17 protein-coding genes are annotated in these 20,217 nt (G+C 31.1%); 16 read left to right on the top strand and 1 reads right to left on the bottom strand.

Annotated features, from left to right (window positions below):
• The 15 genes from ASE01S_RS16015 to ASE01S_RS14240 form a co-directional block, all read left to right on the top strand.
• Nucleotides 1–664: TolB family protein (locus ASE01S_RS16015; RefSeq protein WP_373277965.1), on the top strand; the 664-nt coding region annotated here is incomplete at its 5' end.
• A gap of 660 nt (nt 665–1,324) precedes the next feature.
• Nucleotides 1,325–2,443, top strand: coding sequence for a glycosyltransferase family 4 protein (locus ASE01S_RS14305; RefSeq protein WP_067843889.1), 1,119 nt, complete (start codon nt 1,325–1,327; stop codon nt 2,441–2,443).
• A gap of 25 nt (nt 2,444–2,468) precedes the next feature.
• Nucleotides 2,469–3,731 carry an O-antigen ligase family protein gene (locus tag ASE01S_RS14300; RefSeq protein WP_067843886.1) on the top strand — a complete coding sequence of 421 codons (1,263 nt, stop codon included), beginning with the start codon at nt 2,469–2,471 and terminating at the stop codon, nt 3,729–3,731.
• Entirely contained in the window at nt 3,728–4,840 is a 1,113-nt protein-coding gene (locus ASE01S_RS14295; protein WP_067843883.1) for a glycosyltransferase family 4 protein, read from the top strand. The genes ASE01S_RS14300 and ASE01S_RS14295 overlap by 4 nt, the downstream gene beginning before the upstream one ends.
• 9 nt (nt 4,841–4,849) lie before the next feature.
• On the top strand, nt 4,850–5,956 hold the full coding sequence (locus ASE01S_RS14290) for a polysialyltransferase family glycosyltransferase (protein ID WP_067843881.1): 1,107 nt from the start codon (nt 4,850–4,852) through the stop codon (nt 5,954–5,956).
• A 457-nt stretch (nt 5,957–6,413) separates the two neighbouring features.
• Complete coding sequence (locus tag ASE01S_RS14285) at nt 6,414–7,394, top strand: NAD-dependent 4,6-dehydratase LegB (RefSeq protein ID WP_067843877.1); 981 nt, start codon at nt 6,414–6,416, stop codon at nt 7,392–7,394.
• Between the two features lie 14 nt (nt 7,395–7,408).
• Nucleotides 7,409–8,578, top strand: a complete 1,170-nt coding sequence (locus ASE01S_RS14280; RefSeq protein WP_067843874.1) for a LegC family aminotransferase — start codon at nt 7,409–7,411, stop codon at nt 8,576–8,578.
• Between the two features lie 13 nt (nt 8,579–8,591).
• A complete protein-coding gene (locus tag ASE01S_RS14275) occupies nt 8,592–9,638 on the top strand; it encodes a sugar phosphate nucleotidyltransferase (protein WP_067843871.1) in 1,047 nt (348 codons plus the stop codon).
• Nucleotides 9,628–10,272 carry a NeuD/PglB/VioB family sugar acetyltransferase gene (locus ASE01S_RS14270; RefSeq protein WP_067843869.1) on the top strand — a complete coding sequence of 215 codons (645 nt, stop codon included), beginning with the start codon at nt 9,628–9,630 and terminating at the stop codon, nt 10,270–10,272. Before ASE01S_RS14275 ends, ASE01S_RS14270 begins: the two co-directional genes overlap by 11 nt.
• Entirely contained in the window at nt 10,269–11,261 is a 993-nt protein-coding gene (neuB, locus tag ASE01S_RS14265; protein ID WP_067843867.1) for an N-acetylneuraminate synthase, read from the top strand. Before ASE01S_RS14270 ends, neuB begins: the two co-directional genes overlap by 4 nt.
• Nucleotides 11,258–12,433 (top strand): UDP-N-acetylglucosamine 2-epimerase, encoded by a 1,176-nt coding sequence (gene neuC, locus ASE01S_RS14260; RefSeq protein WP_067843864.1) that lies wholly within the window; start codon nt 11,258–11,260, stop codon nt 12,431–12,433. Before neuB ends, neuC begins: the two co-directional genes overlap by 4 nt.
• A complete protein-coding gene (locus ASE01S_RS14255) occupies nt 12,426–13,133 on the top strand; it encodes an acylneuraminate cytidylyltransferase family protein (RefSeq protein WP_067843861.1) in 708 nt (235 codons plus the stop codon). The genes neuC and ASE01S_RS14255 overlap by 8 nt, the downstream gene beginning before the upstream one ends.
• Nucleotides 13,126–14,373, top strand: coding sequence for a lipopolysaccharide biosynthesis protein (locus ASE01S_RS14250; protein WP_067843857.1), 1,248 nt, complete (start codon nt 13,126–13,128; stop codon nt 14,371–14,373). Before ASE01S_RS14255 ends, ASE01S_RS14250 begins: the two co-directional genes overlap by 8 nt.
• A gap of 470 nt (nt 14,374–14,843) precedes the next feature.
• Entirely contained in the window at nt 14,844–15,893 is a 1,050-nt protein-coding gene (locus ASE01S_RS14245; protein ID WP_067843855.1) for a GDP-mannose 4,6-dehydratase, read from the top strand.
• Nucleotides 15,894–16,127: 234 nt separating this feature from the next.
• The gene (locus tag ASE01S_RS14240; RefSeq protein WP_067843853.1) at nt 16,128–17,294 is read left to right on the top strand and encodes a nucleotide sugar dehydrogenase; all 1,167 of its coding nucleotides are present in this window, start codon (nt 16,128–16,130) and stop codon (nt 17,292–17,294) included.
• Nucleotides 17,295–17,477: 183 nt separating this feature from the next.
• Here ASE01S_RS14240 and ASE01S_RS14235 read toward each other — a convergent pair whose 3' ends face one another.
• Complete coding sequence (locus ASE01S_RS14235; protein ID WP_083512161.1) at nt 17,478–18,854, bottom strand: sugar transferase; 1,377 nt, start codon at nt 18,852–18,854, stop codon at nt 17,478–17,480.
• Nucleotides 18,855–19,076: 222 nt separating this feature from the next.
• On the opposite strand from ASE01S_RS14235, the gene galE reads away from it, so the two are divergent.
• Nucleotides 19,077–20,078, top strand: a complete 1,002-nt coding sequence (gene galE / locus ASE01S_RS14230; RefSeq protein WP_067843851.1) for a UDP-glucose 4-epimerase GalE — start codon at nt 19,077–19,079, stop codon at nt 20,076–20,078.
• Nucleotides 20,079–20,217: the final 139 nt, after the last annotated feature.

Genomic DNA, 20,217 nt, shown 5'->3' with positions numbered 1-20,217 from the left:
TCCTGAGGATACCTGTATTTGGTATGTGAATTTAGAAAACGGTAGAACAAAAGAAATTCTAAAATACACAGACTTTTATAATTTTGAGACTAGACAAGAAATGATGGATGCGGAACACAAAATAAATCATATTATGATAAATCCATCTGGTAATAGATTTATGGTTTTACATCGTTGGTTAAAAGGTAACCAAAAATTCACTCGGCTTCTGACAGTTAATATTGACGGCACCGGAATGTATAATCTAAGTGATGATAATATGACCTCCCACTGTTGTTGGAAAAATGATGATGAGATACTAGGATATGCCAGGAAACAAAGTAGTGGAAATGGTTATTATCTAATGAAAGATAAGAGTCAAAAATTTAAGCAACTTTGGTCTGAAGTGTTGACTATAGATGGACATCCTAGTTATTCTCCAGATGGTAAGCATATTGTCACAGATACCTATCCTAATAGAGCCAGAATAGGGACCGTTTATGTAGGCAACGAGGATAAAATAGAAAAAGTTGCACGAGTATATGCACCCTTTAAGTATGATAACGATTTTAGGTGTGATTTGCATCCAAGATGGAGTAGGAATGGAAATAAAATTTCGATTGATTCAACGTTCGAAGGTAAAAGATGCCTGTATATAATTGATATTGAGCATAGCTGTAAATAGTTAAAGGGAATTAATTCTCTCTTAACCCTTAAAGCAGAGTACGCTAAAATAAGACAAGCTGAATAGACATCTCCTATGCATTTGCCAGCTTGTTAAAGTTTGTGAGATGCCTTTCCTAGGGTTAGTAATCTCTATATCTAAACGTCTGTTTTTCTTCTCCATATGCCAGATTGTGCCTAAGATAAGACATTACGAGATCCAGCTTGTTTAGATTTTGAGATAGGGTCCTATCTTTTTCTTTAAGAAACCAACTAATTCTTGAAGGTTCATGTTGATTATGATTTTCTATTTCCATCATGAGTCGAGTAAGTGGAAAAGGATTATCTTGACCTATTCTACTAAATTTAATGAATAATAGATTTTAAAAAATATGTTGTAGTTTGGTCGAATTTGTTTAAAAAATCGAGTTCTGTTTAGGCGTTACAAGGCAATAATGAATTGCATCTTTGATAATCAGTTTAATAGCTCCCGCATGCAATTAACATTCATAAGAAAATACTATGGATTCTTCCTTCTATTACTAAAGATGAAGCAAAAAGAAAAGGATCTTTTGAGGAAAACAGATCTTCTTATACCTAAAGAGGGCTTCAAAAGGATTAAGGTATTAACTGAAATCACTATAATAATAGCTCTTAAATATATTATATGAGGAGAAATAAGATGAAAAGAAGGATAAAAATTTTGTATATTGTTTCAAACTTAAGGAGATGTGGGCCTACGAACCAGTTATTAGGGATAATGAAAAATATTGATAATAAAAAATTTGATATAAGTGTTTTAACTTTATCTCCAGAACCAGATGAATCCAGTATAAGTAATTTTGTTAGTGAGGGAATAAGTGTAAACTCTTTGAATCTTAGTAGACATAAATTTGTTATCTTAGGAAAACAAAAATTAAAAAAATTTCTAATTAGTTATAAACCTGATATAATTCATACTTCTGGGGTCAGGGCTGACTCTGTGGTATCAAAAATTAAAAAAAGTGGAAAACATATTATGACTATTCGTAATTACGTTTATGAAGACTATATTTCAAAATTTGGTTATTTTTTAGGTTTTCTTTTAAGTAAGTCTGCTATAAGATCAATGAAAAAGGATAGTTTAGTAGTGTTATGTTCATTCACGTTAAAATATAAATACAAAGAGTTACTAAGCAAAAAATTGTATGTTGTTCAAAATGGAGTAGATACACTCAAATATAAAGTCAATTCATTTGAGAGATATATAAATCTTAGGAAGCAATTAAATTTATCTCCAAAGAAGAGAATTTTTTTGGTTGTTGGAAGTCTTATAGAACGAAAAGACCCCTTAACAATTATTAATGCATTTCTTGAAGCTAAAGTTAACGAAAATGCTCAATTAGTTATTTTGGGGGATGGGTATTTACTTGATGAATGTAAAAAGCACTCGATTGATTCAATTCTTCTGAGAGGTAATGTTAACAATGTAGATAAATATTTACAAGCTTCTGATGTTTATATATCAGCTTCTAAATCTGAAGGTTTACCTAATTCTGTATTAGAGGCGGGAAGTAGTGGTAAACATTTATTACTTTCAAATATTCCAGAACACAAGGAAATTATCGATGACAACAAACTAGAGGTGGATTTCTTTAATATAGGTGATATAAAAGCTTTGTCAAAGTTAATTAAAGACTATACCTCAAGAAATATTGAATTTAGTAAAACAAATGAGTATTACTTTGGCAAAAATTATAGTAATAAAAAAATGAGTGAAAATTACCAAAAAATATATACGGAATTATTGAGTACAGAATGAATTTTACGGCTGAGGTGTTGTAATTATGATAAACATCCTGAAAAATAGAAAAATGTTAAATATAACTTTTCTGTTGCTTTTATCAATATTTTTGTTTAGCTATGTAAGTGCTGCATCTGGATATGCAGTAGAGACTAGTCTAAGTCAGTATAGTTATATTTCATTAGCATTTCTAGCAATCTATATTACTTACTTACAATTAATAAAACATAAAAGTAATATCTCGAATCTAAAAGTTAAAGTTAATGCCCATTTGGTATTTTTATTTTTTACAGTATTTACTTTAATGTTTATTTCGATAATATTCTATCCTGATGGATTTAGGTTTTTGTTTGTACTTATCATTTGGAATTTTTTATTTTTTTATGTTTTCTTCTTGCTGTATATACAAATGGAAAGTAGCATTCAAAATTATTTAATGTTTGTAAGTACTATTATATTTGTATTAGGTATAATTTCATTAATTATGGCTTTCTTTCTTAAAATTAGTGGAAATATTAATTTTGGTCCAATCATGTTATATCAAGCACCTGAATTTCCCAGACTTTATGGTTGGTATGGAAACCCCAATAGGTTTGGCTCCGTTATGGCGGTTAGTTTATTAAGTGGGTTGTACGTTAGAAAAAGAGTAAAAAATAAAAAAATATTCAATGTTATTATCCTTGGATTAACGATTGGACTATTACTATCAGGAAGTAAAGGTGCGATATTATCTTTAACTATAGCACTTATTTTAAATACAAGAATTCCCCTTGTAAAAGAACAAAGAATATTAAAAAAGAATTTTGGTTCTTTTTTAAAACTAGCGCTGACTTTTCCAATAGTGGGATTAATTGTTATAAGATTATTACCTGAAAATTTTTCAGAACAAATAATAAGATTGGGTAATTTTGATAATTCTCGGTTTGATATTTGGGGTAATTTGTATGACATAATTTATAATAATAATTTATTTCAAACATTATTCGGGAATGGTTATGGTTTCTTTCAATCCTATGTTGGTTTATCACCTCATAATTCTTTTATAAGATGGGTTAGTGACTTTGGACTTATTTTTTTAGTTATGATGATAATTATTTTTATTGTTTGCCTTACTAGTATTCTTTTTAAAGATGAATTAGAGTTCACACTTTTAAGAAGGATATATATATATATAATTGTACATCAAATGTTTACTCAGAGTATATTTCAAGTTCGACTAGAAGGCATGTTATTTATAGCAATATTAATACCATTATTATTTGGTGAAAAAAGTATTGAATCTTTGAAAAAAGGATTGATAATATGAGGATACACTATTTTTCTAATTCAATAATCCCCTCCACTCAGGCAAATTCCGTACATGTTATGAAAATGTGCGATGCATTTTCTAATAATGGAGCTGAGGTTACTTTATTTGGTAAAAAGAGTAAATTAGATCTATCTCATCTCGATATATTAAAAGAATATGATGTTAAGAACTACTTTGATCTTAAACTACTTAATCAACACTATAAAAAGAAATTTGGAGTTATAGAATATCTGATGAGGCTAAGTAAAATTTATAATAGTAAGCAAAATCCGGATATTTTTTATGGAAGACACATACACAGCCTTTTAATTCTTAAAAATAAAGGCATCCCCTTATTTTATGAGGCACATCATTTACCCATTACAGAGATAAGAAGAAAAATGGAATCATGGTTATTTAATTCTAAAAATTTCAAGAAATTAATAGTTATAAGTAATTCACTTAAAAAAGATTATTTATTAAAATTCTCTAATCTTAACGAGAAAGATATATTGGTTCTTCATGATGGTGCAGACATAAGAGAGTTTAGAAGTAAACCAGCTTTTTATGATTCACAATTTCAAGTAGGGTATATTGGACAGTTATATAAGGGGAAAGGAGTAGAGTTAATTATTGAATTAGCCAATTTGATGCCTGATATCAAGTTTAATATAATTGGTGGAAATAAAAAGCAAGTATATGAGTGGGAATATAAATTAAAAAATACTCATAATTTAAGATTTTGGGGACATGTCCCCTTTAATAAAACCGAGGAATATAGGCAAGCGATGGATGTTTTAATAGCACCTTATCAAAAACAGGTCATGTCTAAGGGGGGGGATGAAATTTCTAAGTGGATGTCTCCTTTGAAGTTATTTGAGTATATGGCATCAAAGAAACCTATAATAACTTCTAATCATGAAGTAATTACTGAGTTTCTTGACACTGAAAGTGCAATTTTGTGCGATCCAAGTAATATTAACGAGTGGCGAGATGCAATATTATTGGTCAAAAATAATAAAAATTTAAGAGATAAATTAGTTGATAATGCTTTTAATAAACTAAAAAATAATTACACATGGTCTAGAAGGACAGAAATTCTTTTAAACGAATTTAATAATAATTGAGGTAATTTCATGGAAAAAAAAGTTTTATTTTCGATTAATACAATTTTTCACTTAATGATAGTAAAATTATTCATTAAAAATAATGACTTATCAGATGTATTATTGATAGTGCATTCTAGAAATGCTAACTTATTGAATATTGTAAAAAGCGACTCGGATTTTGAAAGTAAGTTAATACTTGATTATAGTAATGTGAAAAACCAATTAATAAATATGATTGAAAATAAAAGGAAGATAGAAAAAGTAAAGAAATTCCTCTCTACTAAAGAAGTTAATAAAGTATTTGTGTTTAAAGATAATGATTTAATAAATCAGACAATCATTCAGCAATCATTCAAGGCAAAAATTAAAATAAGCCTAATTGAAGAGGGCTTAGCTCTGTATAATATCTCTAATAGTAAACAAATAATGAGGAATCAAAATCTAATTAAAAGAGTATTGTTTCATTATCCTAAATACCTAATGAAATATCAAGGCTTACATCCAAATGTTGATGAAATTATAGCAAATTTCCCTAGTTTAATACCTACAGAAAAAATTAAGAATAAAAAAATTATAAAAATGGAATATACTAATATATCGAAGAGGCAAATACTAGACTTATATAATTATTTTAATATTGATAAAACTGAATATGATCATAGAAAAAATGACGGTAAGATTAAAATTATGTATATTGGTCAACCTTTATCAGAGTTAAATGTAATAACTAAAGATATAGAAAATGAGAAGTTAGATTTGATATTTAAGCATTTTATTAAAAATGATAAGAGATTAACTGTAATTATTAAACCTCACCCAAGTGAATTTATATCAAAATATGATAGTTATTTAAAAGCAAAAAATATTGAATTAGTTAAGGATACTCATATACCTGCAGAGTTGATACCTATCAATTTTAATATTAATTTTGTAATTACTGCATATTCCTCTTCCAGTTTTTATATTAGTAAGTGGTTTGATATAAAAAGTTGGTCTGTATTTGATTTATTTTTTGATAATGATAACAAGATAAATGGAAACTTTTTAAGACGAATTTTTAAGGAAGTATATAATATTGAAAGACTTAAATCTGTAGATGAACTAAGCACCTTATTAGAAAATGGTAAACTATAAAGAAGTATTCCCGTCAAAAAGAATATATATTACAACGAAAGGTTTTGAACCAAATATATTCAACAAGTTTAATTGTGTACCTTTCTGTTTTATAGGATCTAAATATCATTGTAAATCGTTACTTAAATAAATTAAAGGTCTTAACTGTATCCCTTCAATGAACTCTGAAAAGATAATACATAACCTTCCTTTTTTTAGAAAGACGGAATTATTTCACACCAGATTATACTTGTAAAGCGTAACATAGTTAGTATTTTAGCTCCTTAACATGTATTATGAATCTTGTAATATAATTTAATAATTTGCCAAATGATCAAAACCATTTTTGTGGTAGTTAAGGTCACAATTTACTAAATTGCTACAAATATATTGCATAAAACATTTAAATTAGAATATAATTTTAGGTTGCAAAATGGATTAGACATTAATTTACAAATATATAAAAGGAGGAAAATTAATGAATAATATTCTAGTAACAGGAGCAGATGGCTTTATCGGAAGTCATTTAACAGAAGAGCTAGTTAAGAAAGGAAAGAAAGTAAAAGCATTTGCATATTATAATTCTTTTAATACGTGGGGATGGTTAGATACCTTACCTAAGGAAATCATGAATGAAGTAGAAGTGTTTACAGGAGATATTCGTGATCCTAATGGCGTGAAAGAAGCAATGAAAGGAATGGATGAAGTATATCATCTAGCTGCATTAATTGCGATACCTTTCAGTTACCATTCACCAGATACATATGTAGATACTAATATTAAAGGTACCCTAAATGTTTTACAAGCTGGTCGTGAATTAGGCACCTCACGTTTATTAATTACTTCAACTTCTGAAGTATATGGGACTGCACAATATGTACCTATTGATGAAAAACACCCCTTTCAAGGACAGTCCCCATATTCTGCAACAAAAATAGGTGCGGATCGTTTAGCAGAATCCTTCTATAGAAGCTTTGAGATGCCTGTAACGATAGTCCGACCATTTAATACGTATGGACCTCGTCAATCAGCAAGAGCTGTAATACCGACAATTATTACTCAACTTCTTTCTGGTAAGGAAGAAATTGAACTGGGATCTTTAACACCAACCAGAGATTTTAATTTTGTTAAGGATACAACTAATGGATTCATAGAAATAGCTAAGTCTGAAAAGACAATTGGAGAAGAGATAAATATTGCTACGCAACAGGAGATATCAATTGGTGAGTTAGCTGAGGAGCTTATTCGTCAAATTAATCCAAATGCAAAAATAATTACTGATGATCAGCGGTTACGCCCTGAAAAAAGTGAAGTAAACCGACTATTGGGGGCAAATGCTAAAATAAAATTATTAACAGAATGGACGCCAAATTTCACTTTTGAACAAGGATTAAGAGAAACAATTGAATTCTTCAGACATAATTTAGATAAATATAAAGCTGATATTTATAATATATAAAAAAGAGGGTTCTTATGACACAATCATTTATTCCTTTATCTGTACCAAGCTTAAAAGGCAATGAACTTAAGTATGTAACAAAGGCGATTAAAGACGAGTGGGTTTCAACAGCTGGCCCTTACATCAACAGTTTTGAAACCGAGATTACGAATTATGTAAATGCCAAGGGATCGGTAGCAGTTCAAAATGGTACTTCAGGTATTCATATCGCCTTGAAATTGCTTGGAGTCTCTGAACAGGACGAAGTAATTGCTCCTACTTTAACTTTTATTGCTGCAGTTAATCCAATAAAATACTGTGGTGCGTCCCCCGTTTTTATGGACTGTGATGAGTCTTTAGGATTGGATCCCCAAAAATTAAAAGTATTTTTAGATGAGGAATGTGAAAAAAAAGGTGATGAATTAATTAATAAAAAATCATCTAAGGTAATCCGAGCAATAATTGTAGTACATGTCTTTGGAAATATGTCGGATATGGAATCCATAATGGAAATAGCCAATGATTATAATTTACCAGTAATTGAAGATGCAACTGAAGCGATCGGAACTTTTTATACAAAAGGTAAGCTTAAAGGGAAATTTGCTGGAACAATAGGAAAGATTGGGGTTTACTCGTTTAATGGAAATAAAATCATGACTACTGGTGGAGGTGGTATGATTGTCTCTGATGATATAAATCTTTTAGAAAGAGCACGCCATTTAACGACACAGGCTAAGAGTGATCCTCTTTACTACACACACGATGAGATAGGTTATAACTATCGAATGACAAATCTCCAAGCTGCCCTAGGGCTTGCACAATTGGAGCAATTGGAAAATTTTATAAATGTTAAAAAAAGAAATTATGATTTGTATAGAAATGAGTTTACTTCAATTGATGGTCTTTCGTTAATCTCTTTTCGTGAAAATACTAGACCTAATTATTGGTTTTATGGTATGAAGATCTCAGAAAAATATCCACTAGAAAGAAAAGATATCATCCAAAGGCTGTCTGATAATTCAATTCAAGCCAGACCAATCTGGGATCTAATTCATGAGCAGCTACCTTACCAAGATACACAAGCATACAATATAAGTTTGGCGTATAACTTTTTAAATAGTATTATAAATATACCATGTAGTTCTAGTTTGACCTCTCAAGAAGTTCAGCGGGTTATAAAGGTATTAGCTGAATTAAATAGGTAGGAGGATTAAAAAAATGGATGTACAACATTTTCTTATAGACGAAAATAAGCCTCTAGTAGAAGCAATGTCTCAACTTGATAAAGTTGCAAAAAAAGTATTATTTGTTACAAGAAACGGGGAATTTGTCGCAGCAATTACTGATGGAGATATAAGACGTTGGATTTTAAGTCAAGGGGATCTAGATGCTACGATAAAGAATATAGCAAATTACCAACCCAAATACCTATTTGAACAAGACAAGCACCTAGCTAAGAAAAAAATGAGAGAATTCTCAGTTGAAGCAATCCCAGTAATTAACAATGAAAAAAAGTTGGTTTCTGTTATTACTTGGACAGATGAGATTGCGACTAAACAAAAACTTGAGATACCAGTTGTAATGATGGCTGGAGGTTTTGGAACGCGTTTATATCCTTATACTAGAATACTACCAAAGCCATTAATACCGATTGGTGATGTTCCAATTGCAGAACATATAATTAACCGATTTAATGAAGCTGGAGTAAATGACTTCCACTTAATAGTTAACCATAAAAAAAATATGATAAAATCATATTTTAATGAAATTGATAAAAACTATGAGATTAATTATGTTGATGAGGATAAGCCGTTAGGGACAGGTGGAGGTTTAAGTTTGCTTAAAGGAAGGGTAAATTCAACGTTCTTTCTTACTAATTGTGATATTCTGATTGAGGAAGACTATTATAAAATATATAAATTCCATAAAGATAAAGGTAATTTGATTACCATGGTTTGCTCTCTAAAAAATATTTCAATTCCATATGGAGTAGTTGAAATAGGTGATGATGGCGAAATTCAAACAATGAAGGAAAAACCAGAATTGTCATTTTTCACCAATACAGGGATGTACGTAGTCCAACCGCAGGTAGTTAATGAACTAACGGAAAATACCTCAATAGGATTTCCAGATATTATTGAAAAATATCAAAAAAAAGGTGAAAAAGTAGGGGTTTATCCGATAAGTGAACATGCATGGATGGATATGGGACAACATGATGAATTAGAGAAAATGCGAAAGAGACTTGAGCGTAATGAAGCGTAGATTATTGTTAATTGGAGGAGGCGGTCATTGTAAATCTATCTTAGACTCCCTCTATAATATAGGTGATTATCAAGAAATTGGAATAATTGATAAACCTGATAATATCGGAAATAAAGTACTCGATACTACTATTATAGGTAGTGACGATGATTTGGAAGACTTATACAATTCCGGTTTCACTGAAGCCTTTGTTTCTGTTGGAACAATAGATGATTTTCATTTTAAGTTAAAAATAATTAAAAAATTAGAGAAAATTAGTTTTAGTTTCCCTAATATTATAGATCCTTCCGCAACAGTAAGTGAATATTGCAAACTAACAAAAGGAGTTTTTATAGGTAAATCAGCGATAGTGAATGCAAATGCTACAATTGGAAACTTTGCAATAATTAACTCAAGAGCGATTTGTGAACATGATGTATCAGTTGGAGATTGTTCACATATTGCCCCTGGAGCAATAATACTTGGCAATGTAGGAATTGGTAAAAAAACACATATTGGTGCAGGCTCAGTAATTAAACAAGGGTTAACTATTGGTTCAGAGACTTTAATTGGCATGGGAAGTAACGTAGTAAATAATATAGGATCACACACAATTGCTTATGGAAATCCATGTAAGGTGGTAGGTAGCTTATGAGTGTATTTGTAATTGCAGAAGCAGGAGTAAATCATAATGGCTCATTAGAGACAGCAAAAAAACTTGTTGATGCAGCTTTTGATGCTGGTGCAGATAGTATAAAGTTTCAGACATTTATTGCTAAAAATTTAGCAGCAAAAGAAGCAAAAAAAGCTAGCTATCAGGAAAATAAAGCGATAGATGAAACACAATTAGAAATGTTATCGAAATTAGAATTGACTTTCGATGAATTTACAGATTTAAAATCTTATTGCGACAACAAAGGAATTATTTTTTTATCAACTGGATTTGATAAAGAAAGTTTAGATTTTCTTCATGATTTAGACATCCCGATATGGAAAATACCTTCTGGTGAGATAACAAACTTTCCTTATTTAGTTCAAATAGCGAAGTATAACAAACCCACAATTTTATCAACAGGAATGGCAACTATAAAGGAAATTGAAGAAGCAATAAAAGTACTAAAAGAGAGTTTAACGAATAAATTAACAATTTTACATTGTACAACAGAGTACCCAACTCCATTTGATGAAGTGAATTTGTTAGCAATGAAAGAATTAAAAGAAAGATTTAATTTTGATGTTGGCTATTCGGATCACACGGTGGGAATTGAGGTTCCAACCGCTGCTGTTGCTTTAGGTGCCACGGTAATTGAGAAACATTTTACATTGGATCGGGCAATGGAAGGTCCAGATCATAGGGCTAGTTTAGAGCCAGCCGAATTAAAAGAGATGGTACGAAGTATTAGAAATATAGAAAGAGCTCTAGGGACAGGAGTTAAGAAACCTACGAGTTCTGAACTAAAGAATAGGGACGTAGCACGAAAAAGTATTGTAGCTAAAAGGGATATTTCAGTAGGAGAAGTTTTTTCAAAAGAAAATATTACAGTGAAAAGACCTGGAAATGGTCTTTCCCCTATGAAGTGGAATGAAGTAATAGGAAAAGAATCCAAAAGGTATTTTAAAGAAGATGAGTTGATAGAATTATGATAAATATTGCTATATTAACTGCTACTAGATCTGAGTATGGTTTGTTGAAACCCTTAATATTAAGAATTAAAGAAGATCCGGATTTTAAACTAAATTTAATTGTTACAGGAGCACACTTGTCACCTGAATTCGGACTTACTTATAAAGAAATTGAAAATGATGGCTTTGATATAGACAAAAAGGTTGAAATGTTACTAAGTGCAGATTCCCCAGCCTCCATTTCAAAATCTATGGGACTAGCATTAATTGGCTTTGCAGATTATTTTACAGAACAAAAACCTGATTTATTAATTGTACTCGGAGATAGATATGAAACACTGGCTGTAGCTTTAGCAGCTATGAACCAAAAAATACCTATCGCTCATTTATATGGCGGCGAAACAACTGAAGGTGCTATAGACGAATCTATAAGACACGTGCTAACAAAGCTAAGCTATTTTCACTTTACAAGTACTAAAGAATATAGAGAACGTGTAATCCAATTAGGAGAAGATCCTAAAAGAGTGAAAGTAGTAGGAGGACTAGGTATTGAAAATATAAAACAGGAACGATTGCTACCTAAAGAAGAATTTACAAAGTATGTTGGTATTGATAATGATAAACCTTATGTAATGGTGACGTACCATCCAGTTACATTAGAAAATAACCAAAGCTCCGAAATCCAGATTAATGAATTGTTAAAAGCAATTAATAAATATCCTGAAATTAATTTTCTAATAACTAAAGCAAATGCGGATGCACATGGAAGAATCATTAATCAAAAAATAGATGAATATGTAACTAAACACACACATGCTAAATCATTTACCTCATTAGGAATGCAAAGATATTTGTCTGGGTTGAAATATTCTTCATTAGTATTAGGGAATTCATCTAGTGGAATTTTAGAGGCTCCTAGTTTCGGAATTCCAACTGTAAATATAGGGGACAGACAAAAAGGTAGAATTCAAGCAGAAAGCATAATAAACTGCTCGCCAATCTCCTCGAGCATAGAACAGGCTATAAAAAAGGCATTAAGTCCTAAGTATATAAAGTGCGCAGCTAGGGCAGTTAATCCATATGGTGATGGTAATACTTCAAAGAAAATAATTGAGTTTTTAAAAGAATTTGGGGAATTAAAGAATATAAATCTAAAAAAGAGTTTCTATGATTTAGGTGTAAAAGATGAGTAATATAGCTATCATTCCAGCAAGAAGTGGTTCAAAAGGATTGCCAGGAAAGAATATAAAAGAAATGAATGGTAAGCCAATGCTATCCTATACTATAGAGGCAGCCATTAACTCTAATAAATTTAATGAAATAATCGTTTCAACAGATTCTAGTAAGTATGCTGAATTAGCGGTAAGATATGGAGCTTGTGTCCCTTTTTTACGAAATATATCGTTGGCTCAGGATACATCTTCGACATGGGATGCTGTGGAAGAAGTCTTATATTGGTATAAAGAAAATAAAAACGAAGAATTTTCAACAGTTTGTATTTTACAACCTACATCCCCATTAAGGGATAGCAATGATATTAACGGTGCTTTTCAATTATTTGAAGAAAAAAAGGCGAAGTCAGTAATTTCAGTTTGTGAAGTAGAACACAGCCCTATTTTCTCCAACATTTTACCAGAAAATTTATCTATGGATAATTTTATTAAAAAGACTGAAGAAAGTATGAGAAGACAAGATACTGAAAAGTATTATAGATTAAATGGAGCTATATATATAAGAAAAACAAAAGAAGTATTGAACAAAGCACCTATTTATTCAGAAGGGACATATGCTTACATTATGTCAAAAGAAAATTCAATTGATATTGATGACAGCATAGATTTTTTATTTGCTGAAACACTCATGAAATATAAAGAAGGTATCAATCGTGATTAATAAAATAAAAAAAAGTAAATTTTTCAAAAATTCCATTTTATATACAATAGGCGGCATGATGACACCACTAATTGGTTTCATCATGTTACCTATATATACAAATTACTTGCCACCATCTGAATACGGAATAATGACCACTGTACAGTCATTAGTGGGAATGTTTCAAATTTTCCTTTTATTATCTTTAAACGGAGCAGTGACTAGATTTTATTATGATTTTTTGGATAATAAAACAGAGCAAAGAAAGTATTTGGGTACTATTTACATCTTTGTTTTTTTATTTGCTACAGCTATTAGCATCTTAATGTTAATACTTCATCAATTTATAGGAGGGGTGTTATTTTCTAATATTCCTGTAAAACCATACTATTTTTACATGATAGGTTTATCATGGTTAAATGCCTTATTAGCTTTGCCTCTAGCTCTTTTGAGAGCTCAAGAAAAAGCTGGTTTATTTGTAGCTATTAATATAATCAAAGCGCTGATTATAATGTCCTTGACTATGTATTTTATTATTGTTAAAGGTCTAGGGGCTATAAGTGCTTTAGCATCACAGTCAATTATTTTATCATTAACAGTAATAATACTGTTGATATATTCTTTGAAATACATCTCGTTAAAGATAAGCATTCTCTTTATAAAAAACAGTTTGTGGTTTAGTCTTCCGCTATTACCTCATGTTGCAAGTGGTTGGATTATTTCGTCTTCAGACCGTGTAATCTTAGAAAAATTCGTATCACTAGATAAATTAGGAGTATATTCACTAGCTGTTCAAGTATCGATGGTTCTGTCGCTATTTTATACTAGTGTAAATAATGCATTAGTACCTAGATACACTAGCTTACGGAAAGAAAATAAAAATATTGAATCACAAAAATTATTAAAGAGCTTCTATTACATCGTCATTATTTTTGGTGCAATTTCAATTCCGATAGCAATGTTGGGCACAAAATTGTTAAGTAGTGATTCATATAATTATGCACTTTGGTTGATTCCATTTTTAATCGTAGGACATATACTAAAAGGTATATATTATATTCCAGTTGCAAAATTGTTTTACAATAAAAGTACAAGGGCTATTGCAACTAGTAGTTCAATAGCAGCAGTTGTAAATATATTAGTTAATCTTACCTTAATCCCATTTATCGGTGTACCCGGGGCTGTTGTGTCAACTATAATTGCCGAGATAATTAGAACTTTACTGATATACAAGGCTAGTTTAAAAACAGAATCTATCTAGTTTAATTTATTATTTTGAGGAAACAGTACATCAACTTCTACTATTAAATATTCTATAGTAGAAAGCCAATAAAGGAGTCTAATATTTCTGTTCGGTTATATTGTTTTCTAATAGTATTAACAATAGTTGTTAAAATAGTAATTTATGGGAAATAAATACTACTTTAGTTTGTTCCTTGCTGTCGCTTTGCTTAGTTATACCAAAGTAGAAAAAAGGATATTATCAGGTTAAGTAGGCAGACATGCGAATTGTTTTAAATATAAATAGGAATAAGGATTACTATTTATAAATTAAGTGATATTTGTATAGGATTTTTTCTTCCCTAATAAGTGGAACCATAATATAAGCAATCTATCAAATATTGGTGTACATTATAGGTTATATGGTAATTATTATAAGTTGAAATATATTTTAATGAGAAAGGTTATTTTATTAACTTAATAAATGTAACACATAAGGAGTTTATGATCTTGAATAATCAAAATCTAAATACAAACAATGTATACTTTGTTACAGGTGTAGCCGGTTTTATCGGATTTTATCTTTCTAGAAGACTGTTAGAACAAGGCTGTAAAGTAATTGGAATCGATAATGTGAATGATTATTATGACGTAAAATTAAAACATACACGTTTAGAAGGTTTAGAGCCTTATGAGAATTTTACATTTGTTAAAGCAGATATTTCAGATAAATCCGTAATCGACGACCTTTTCGCACAATATCGTCCGAATGTTGTCGTGAATCTTGCTGCACAGGCAGGTGTAAGATACTCAATTGAAAATCCCGATGTGTATATGCAAAGTAATGTAATTGGCTTCTATAACATTTTAGAGGCATGCCGACATTACCCAGTCGACCATTTAATTTATGCTTCATCCAGCTCTGTATATGGAGCTAATAAGAAAGTTCCATTTGAAGAAACTGATTTTGTCGACCATCCAGTCTCATTGTACGCATCTACGAAGAAAACTAACGAATTAATGGCACACACATACAGTCATCTTTACAAAATACCAGCAACAGGTTTACGATTCTTTACGGTGTATGGGCCAATGGGAAGACCAGATATGGCTTACTTTGGTTTTACTGATAAGTATTTTAAAGGAGAGCCAATTAAAATCTTTAATAATGGCGATTTCGAGAACGATTTATACCGAGATTTTACGTATATTGCTGATATTGTCGAAGGTATCGTCAAGTTAATTCCAAGGACACCTATTGGTGCTGTTCAACATGAAGTATTCAATATTGGAAATAACAATCCTGAGAAGCTGATGCACTTTATTACTTCTTTAGAAAAGGCACTTAGCAACGCACTTGGCAAAGAGGTGAATTTTGATAAAGTATTTGAACCAATTAAACCGGGTGATGTTCCTAGAACGTTTGCATCGACTGAGCGGTTATATCAAGCTGTTGGTTTTAAGCCAGAAACAACAATCGAAGAAGGTTTACAGCAATTCGCTGACTGGTATGTACAATATTATAATTTGCTAGAGAAGGAAGAGGTTGCTGGAAATTAGATTGTATATTAGTTATTATGAGGCTTAACATAAAGCTTCTCCCATTCTTATAATGAAAATCTTGACCAATGTAGCAAAGATAAAATTAGAGAGGGTTGGGGAATGAAATGAATACCAAGTGGAACTGTAGTCCTTGGCATTCAGCACAAATTAGTTTTACGTTCTAATTCAAGAAATTATGTTATTGGTACAATCGAAAGTTAGAATATCCTATTTTTTAGAGGTGAATAAAAAATGAAAATAGCAGTAGTGGGAACAGGCTATGTTGGTTTATCTAATGCCATATTACTTGCACAGCATCATCAAGTAGTAGCGTTAGATATCTTACCGGAAAAAGTTAAATTAATTAATAATAAGAAATCCCCAATTATTGACAGAGAAATTGAAGAATTTCTTGCGACAAAGCAGTTAAACCTTAAAGCAACTATGAATCCAAATGAAGCTTATCAAGGGGCAGACTATATCATTATTTCAACACCAACCAACTATGATGAGAAGAAAAATTACTTTGATACAAGTAGCGTTGAGCAAGTTATTGCTGACGTACTTGAGATTAACCCACAAGCTACGATGGTGATTAAATCAACTGTTCCCGTCGGATATACACTAGAAGTTAGAGCAAAATTTAAAACAGAGAACATTATTTTCTCACCAGAGTTTTTGCGAGAAGGACAGGCACTTTACGACAATTTACACCCATCTCGTATTGTTATTGGTGAACAGTCAGAACGAGCTGAAATTTTTGCAAATATGTTAGCTGAGGGTGCTGTTGAGGATGATATTCCTGTTTTATTTACTGACTCGACTGAAGCAGAGGCTATCAAACTGTTTGCTAATACTTATTTAGCACTACGAGTTGCTTTCTTTAATGAGCTTGATACCTACGCAGAACTGCGCGATTTAGACACGAAGCAAATTATTGAAGGAGTCGGACTCGATCCTCGAATCGGTATGCATTATAATAACCCTTCCTTTGGTTATGGTGGCTACTGCTTACCTAAAGATACCAAACAATTATTAGCTAATTATGAAGATGTACCAAATAATATCATTGCTGCTATCGTTGATGCGAACAGAACACGCAAGGATCATATCGCAGATAGTATTATTGCTAAAAACCCATCTATCGTTGGGATTCATCGACTTACTATGAAAACGGATTCGGATAACTTTAGACAATCAGCAATTCAAGGTGTAATGAAGCGTCTGAAGGCAAAAGGCATTGAAGTGGTTGTGTACGAGCCTGTGTTGAAGGAAGATCACTTTTACCATTCTCGAGTAATAAGAGACTTTGATGAGTTTAAAAAAATATCTGATGTAATTGTGGCGAATCGCCTAACAGATGATATTAAAGATGTTAAGGATAAAGTCTATACAAGAGATTTATTTAGTCGAGATTAAATTATTCGATGCTACTTATTACGAAAAAGGTTAAACATCAATTAAATGTTTAACCTTTTTAAATATCTTTAGAAATCATTAGATAATGAAAAGAAAAATATATTGAATATCTTATATCCGTTTTAAAGAATGTAGATATTAGAAGTCATATTAATTTTGTCTGGGCGAATCACTAAATAGGTTCTACATTCTCGGTCTTTCCACTATCTTACCCTTTTTTACTATTTTTCCTTTATCCTCAGTTCCTTCTGATTTCGTTTTATCTATCACAACCAGAAAAGTTTTAAGAATTATAACAAGATCCAGCCAAAAGCTGTAATTTCTTATATAAAATAAGTCAAATCTTAATTTGTCTTCAACTTCTGTTGTATATTTCCCCATCACTTGTGCATATCCAGTAATTCCAGGTTTAACTCGATTACGATAACCATAGTGATAATGCTCCTTTAATAACTTGTTGATAAAGAAGGCTCGTTCAGGTCTAGGACCAACAATTGACATATCCCCTATCAAAACATTAAAGAATTGTGGAAGCTCATCTATCCGAGTTGCACGAATAAACTTACCGATTTTGGTAATCCTATTATCGTTTGTTGATGCTAATACTGGTCCAGTATTAGATTCAGCATTATTTACCATTGATCTAAATTTATATATTGTGAAGGGCTTGTCGTTTTTTCCAATACGCTCTTGCGAATAGATAATGTTTGCCTTAGGGTCTTCACACTTGATAAGTATTGCGACAACTAACATTATGGGTGAAATAATAATAAGGATGGTTAGAGAAAAAATAATATCGAATAACCTTTTTACGAATAATTTTTCCCAAGTCAATCCAAATGGCTTAACTCCCATAACTAAAGTGTCATCAAGTGGAGAAGTATCAGCACGCTGTAATACTAGCTCATAAAGAGTCGGTATTACATAGACTTCTTTATTGTGCTCCATTGCATAATAAATGACTTGTGATTTAAGTTCTTTGGAAATATCTGTGCAAAGAATAATGTAGTCTGATTGGATGACTAAATCCTTGATTCCTTTTAATGTAGGTGGTTCTTCTATACACTTTATTTCAGACCCTTTTAGCATGGGATAATTAATTTTATGCATGAGCTTGTCTGTGTTGACTTTGTTACCGATAATCAAAAATTTCCCAATTATTTTTCGTCTTGTTAGTTTCAGATAAATTAGTTTAAAACAGACAAGATAGGCTGTCATAAAGACAGTTGACAGAACAATGACTGAACGAGGCATCGCAAAAGCTCTGAATAAATAGGAACTTGCCATCGTTAAAAAGGTGAGCATTGTTACAACTACCATAATTTTTCTGAATATATCAGTTATAGATTGTTTGTTATCAATTAAATATAATTCATATACAGAAATCAAAAATATTCCAATTACAATGATCCAAGGCAAAAGTGATATAAAAGCATCCCAGTTTGGATCAGGAAAATCTAAATATCTTATATAAAAAGCACTAATGTAGGCAGCTAATATGCAAAGCAGATCTCCAAGCATTAGAATGAACTTATGTGTTCTTAGTTGATTGAAATTCACTTTGTGTCGCTCCTTTAAGCTAAAATAATTTCCACAATATTTTTTTATAATTTTATTCATAATAATTATATTTCTAGTAACCAATACTTTAATTCATGATGCGTTCTTTTCTATTCTAACATATTTGTTCTTGTTTATTAATGCTGTATATTATTGTAGAATATTATTGGAAAAATACTGAAAGCAGTATTAGTCAAATAAAAAAAAGATAGGTGAAACTATATGAATATTCTAGTAAGTGGTGGTGTTGGCTTTATTGGCTCACATGTTGTTACAGAGCTACTAAATGCAGGACATAATGCTATTATTGTTGATGATCTATCTAATAGTGAAATAACGACCATAGATCGGATAAAGCAAATAACAGGTAAATCAAATATCTTATTTTATCAAGAAGATGTCACGAATGAAGCGACTATGAAAGATATTTTTTCCAAAAATCAAATTGACGGTATCATTCATTTAGCTGGGTATAAATCTGTCGGTGAGTCTGTATCCAAACCACTTCTATATTATCAGAATAATATCTTAGCTACAATTATCCTAGCTAAGATGTGCTTAGAATTTAATGTTGCTAACTTTGTTTTTTCTTCATCTGCAACTGTTTATGGAGATAAACTGTCACCATTACGTGAGGACATGGTTCTTGGGTCAACAACTAATCCTTATGGAGAAAGCAAAGTTATAAGTGAAAAAATATTATCTGATTTAGTAGACGCTCATCCATCACTAAAAGTTTCTATCCTTCGTTATTTTAATCCTGTTGGAGCCCATTCAAGTGGTTTAATCGGAGAGAAGCCTAAGGGGATCCCTAATAACTTAATGCCATATATTACAATGGTAGCGTCCGGTCAGCTTGACCAATTGAAAATTTTTGGAGACGATTATGATACCGTAGACGGGTCAGGTGTAAGAGATTATATTCATGTAGTTGATCTAGCCAAAGGTCATTTAGTTGCATTGGAAGGGTTGAAGCAAGGATTGTCTATCTATAACTTAGGAACAGGTAGAGGCACATCAGTATTTGAACTCGTTGAGACCTTTCAACGTGTTAATCAAGTTGGAATACCTTATCAAATAGTTGAAAGGCGTCCAGGAGATATTGCAACCTGCTATGCAGATACCAGTAAAATTAAAAATGAGCTTGGTTGGGAAGCGAAACTAAGTATTGAAGACATGGTAAGGGATAGCTGGCGATTTTTCGCTAAACAAGAGTCTGACTAGTATTAAAAAATCAATATTAGGTTTTATCTCAGCATAATTCTGATTCTAATAGTCATACAAATCTAATGGACTAATAACAATTAACTATGGTAAAATTCAAGAGTGTTGTTAGTCTTGCATACATTATTTATTGAAGGAT

Source organism: Amphibacillus sediminis NBRC 103570 (assembly GCF_001552275.1).
Taxonomy (GTDB): domain Bacteria; phylum Bacillota; class Bacilli; order Bacillales; family Amphibacillaceae; genus Amphibacillus_B; species Amphibacillus_B sediminis.
Note: the sequence above shows the minus strand (reverse complement) of the source record. Positions and strands in the feature narration are given on the sequence as shown.

Bases quoted from the DNA above. Each gene is read 5' to 3' on its own strand.
- ASE01S_RS14305 (WP_067843889.1), top strand. From the start codon at position 1,325: ATGAAAAGAAGGATAAAAATTTTGTATATTGTTTCAAACTTAAGGAGA.
- ASE01S_RS14285 (WP_067843877.1), top strand. From the start codon at position 6,414: ATGAATAATATTCTAGTAACAGGAGCAGATGGCTTTATCGGAAGTCAT.
- galE (WP_067843851.1), top strand. From the start codon at position 19,077: ATGAATATTCTAGTAAGTGGTGGTGTTGGCTTTATTGGCTCACATGTT.
- ASE01S_RS14290 (WP_067843881.1), top strand. From the start codon at position 4,850: ATGGAAAAAAAAGTTTTATTTTCGATTAATACAATTTTTCACTTAATG.
- ASE01S_RS14300 (WP_067843886.1), top strand. From the start codon at position 2,469: ATGATAAACATCCTGAAAAATAGAAAAATGTTAAATATAACTTTTCTG.
- ASE01S_RS14255 (WP_067843861.1), top strand. From the start codon at position 12,426: ATGAGTAATATAGCTATCATTCCAGCAAGAAGTGGTTCAAAAGGATTG.
- ASE01S_RS14295 (WP_067843883.1), top strand. From the start codon at position 3,728: ATGAGGATACACTATTTTTCTAATTCAATAATCCCCTCCACTCAGGCA.
- neuB (WP_067843867.1), top strand. From the start codon at position 10,269: ATGAGTGTATTTGTAATTGCAGAAGCAGGAGTAAATCATAATGGCTCA.
- ASE01S_RS14240 (WP_067843853.1), top strand. From the start codon at position 16,128: ATGAAAATAGCAGTAGTGGGAACAGGCTATGTTGGTTTATCTAATGCC.
- ASE01S_RS14270 (WP_067843869.1), top strand. From the start codon at position 9,628: ATGAAGCGTAGATTATTGTTAATTGGAGGAGGCGGTCATTGTAAATCT.
- ASE01S_RS14275 (WP_067843871.1), top strand. From the start codon at position 8,592: ATGGATGTACAACATTTTCTTATAGACGAAAATAAGCCTCTAGTAGAA.
- neuC (WP_067843864.1), top strand. From the start codon at position 11,258: ATGATAAATATTGCTATATTAACTGCTACTAGATCTGAGTATGGTTTG.
- ASE01S_RS14280 (WP_067843874.1), top strand. From the start codon at position 7,409: ATGACACAATCATTTATTCCTTTATCTGTACCAAGCTTAAAAGGCAAT.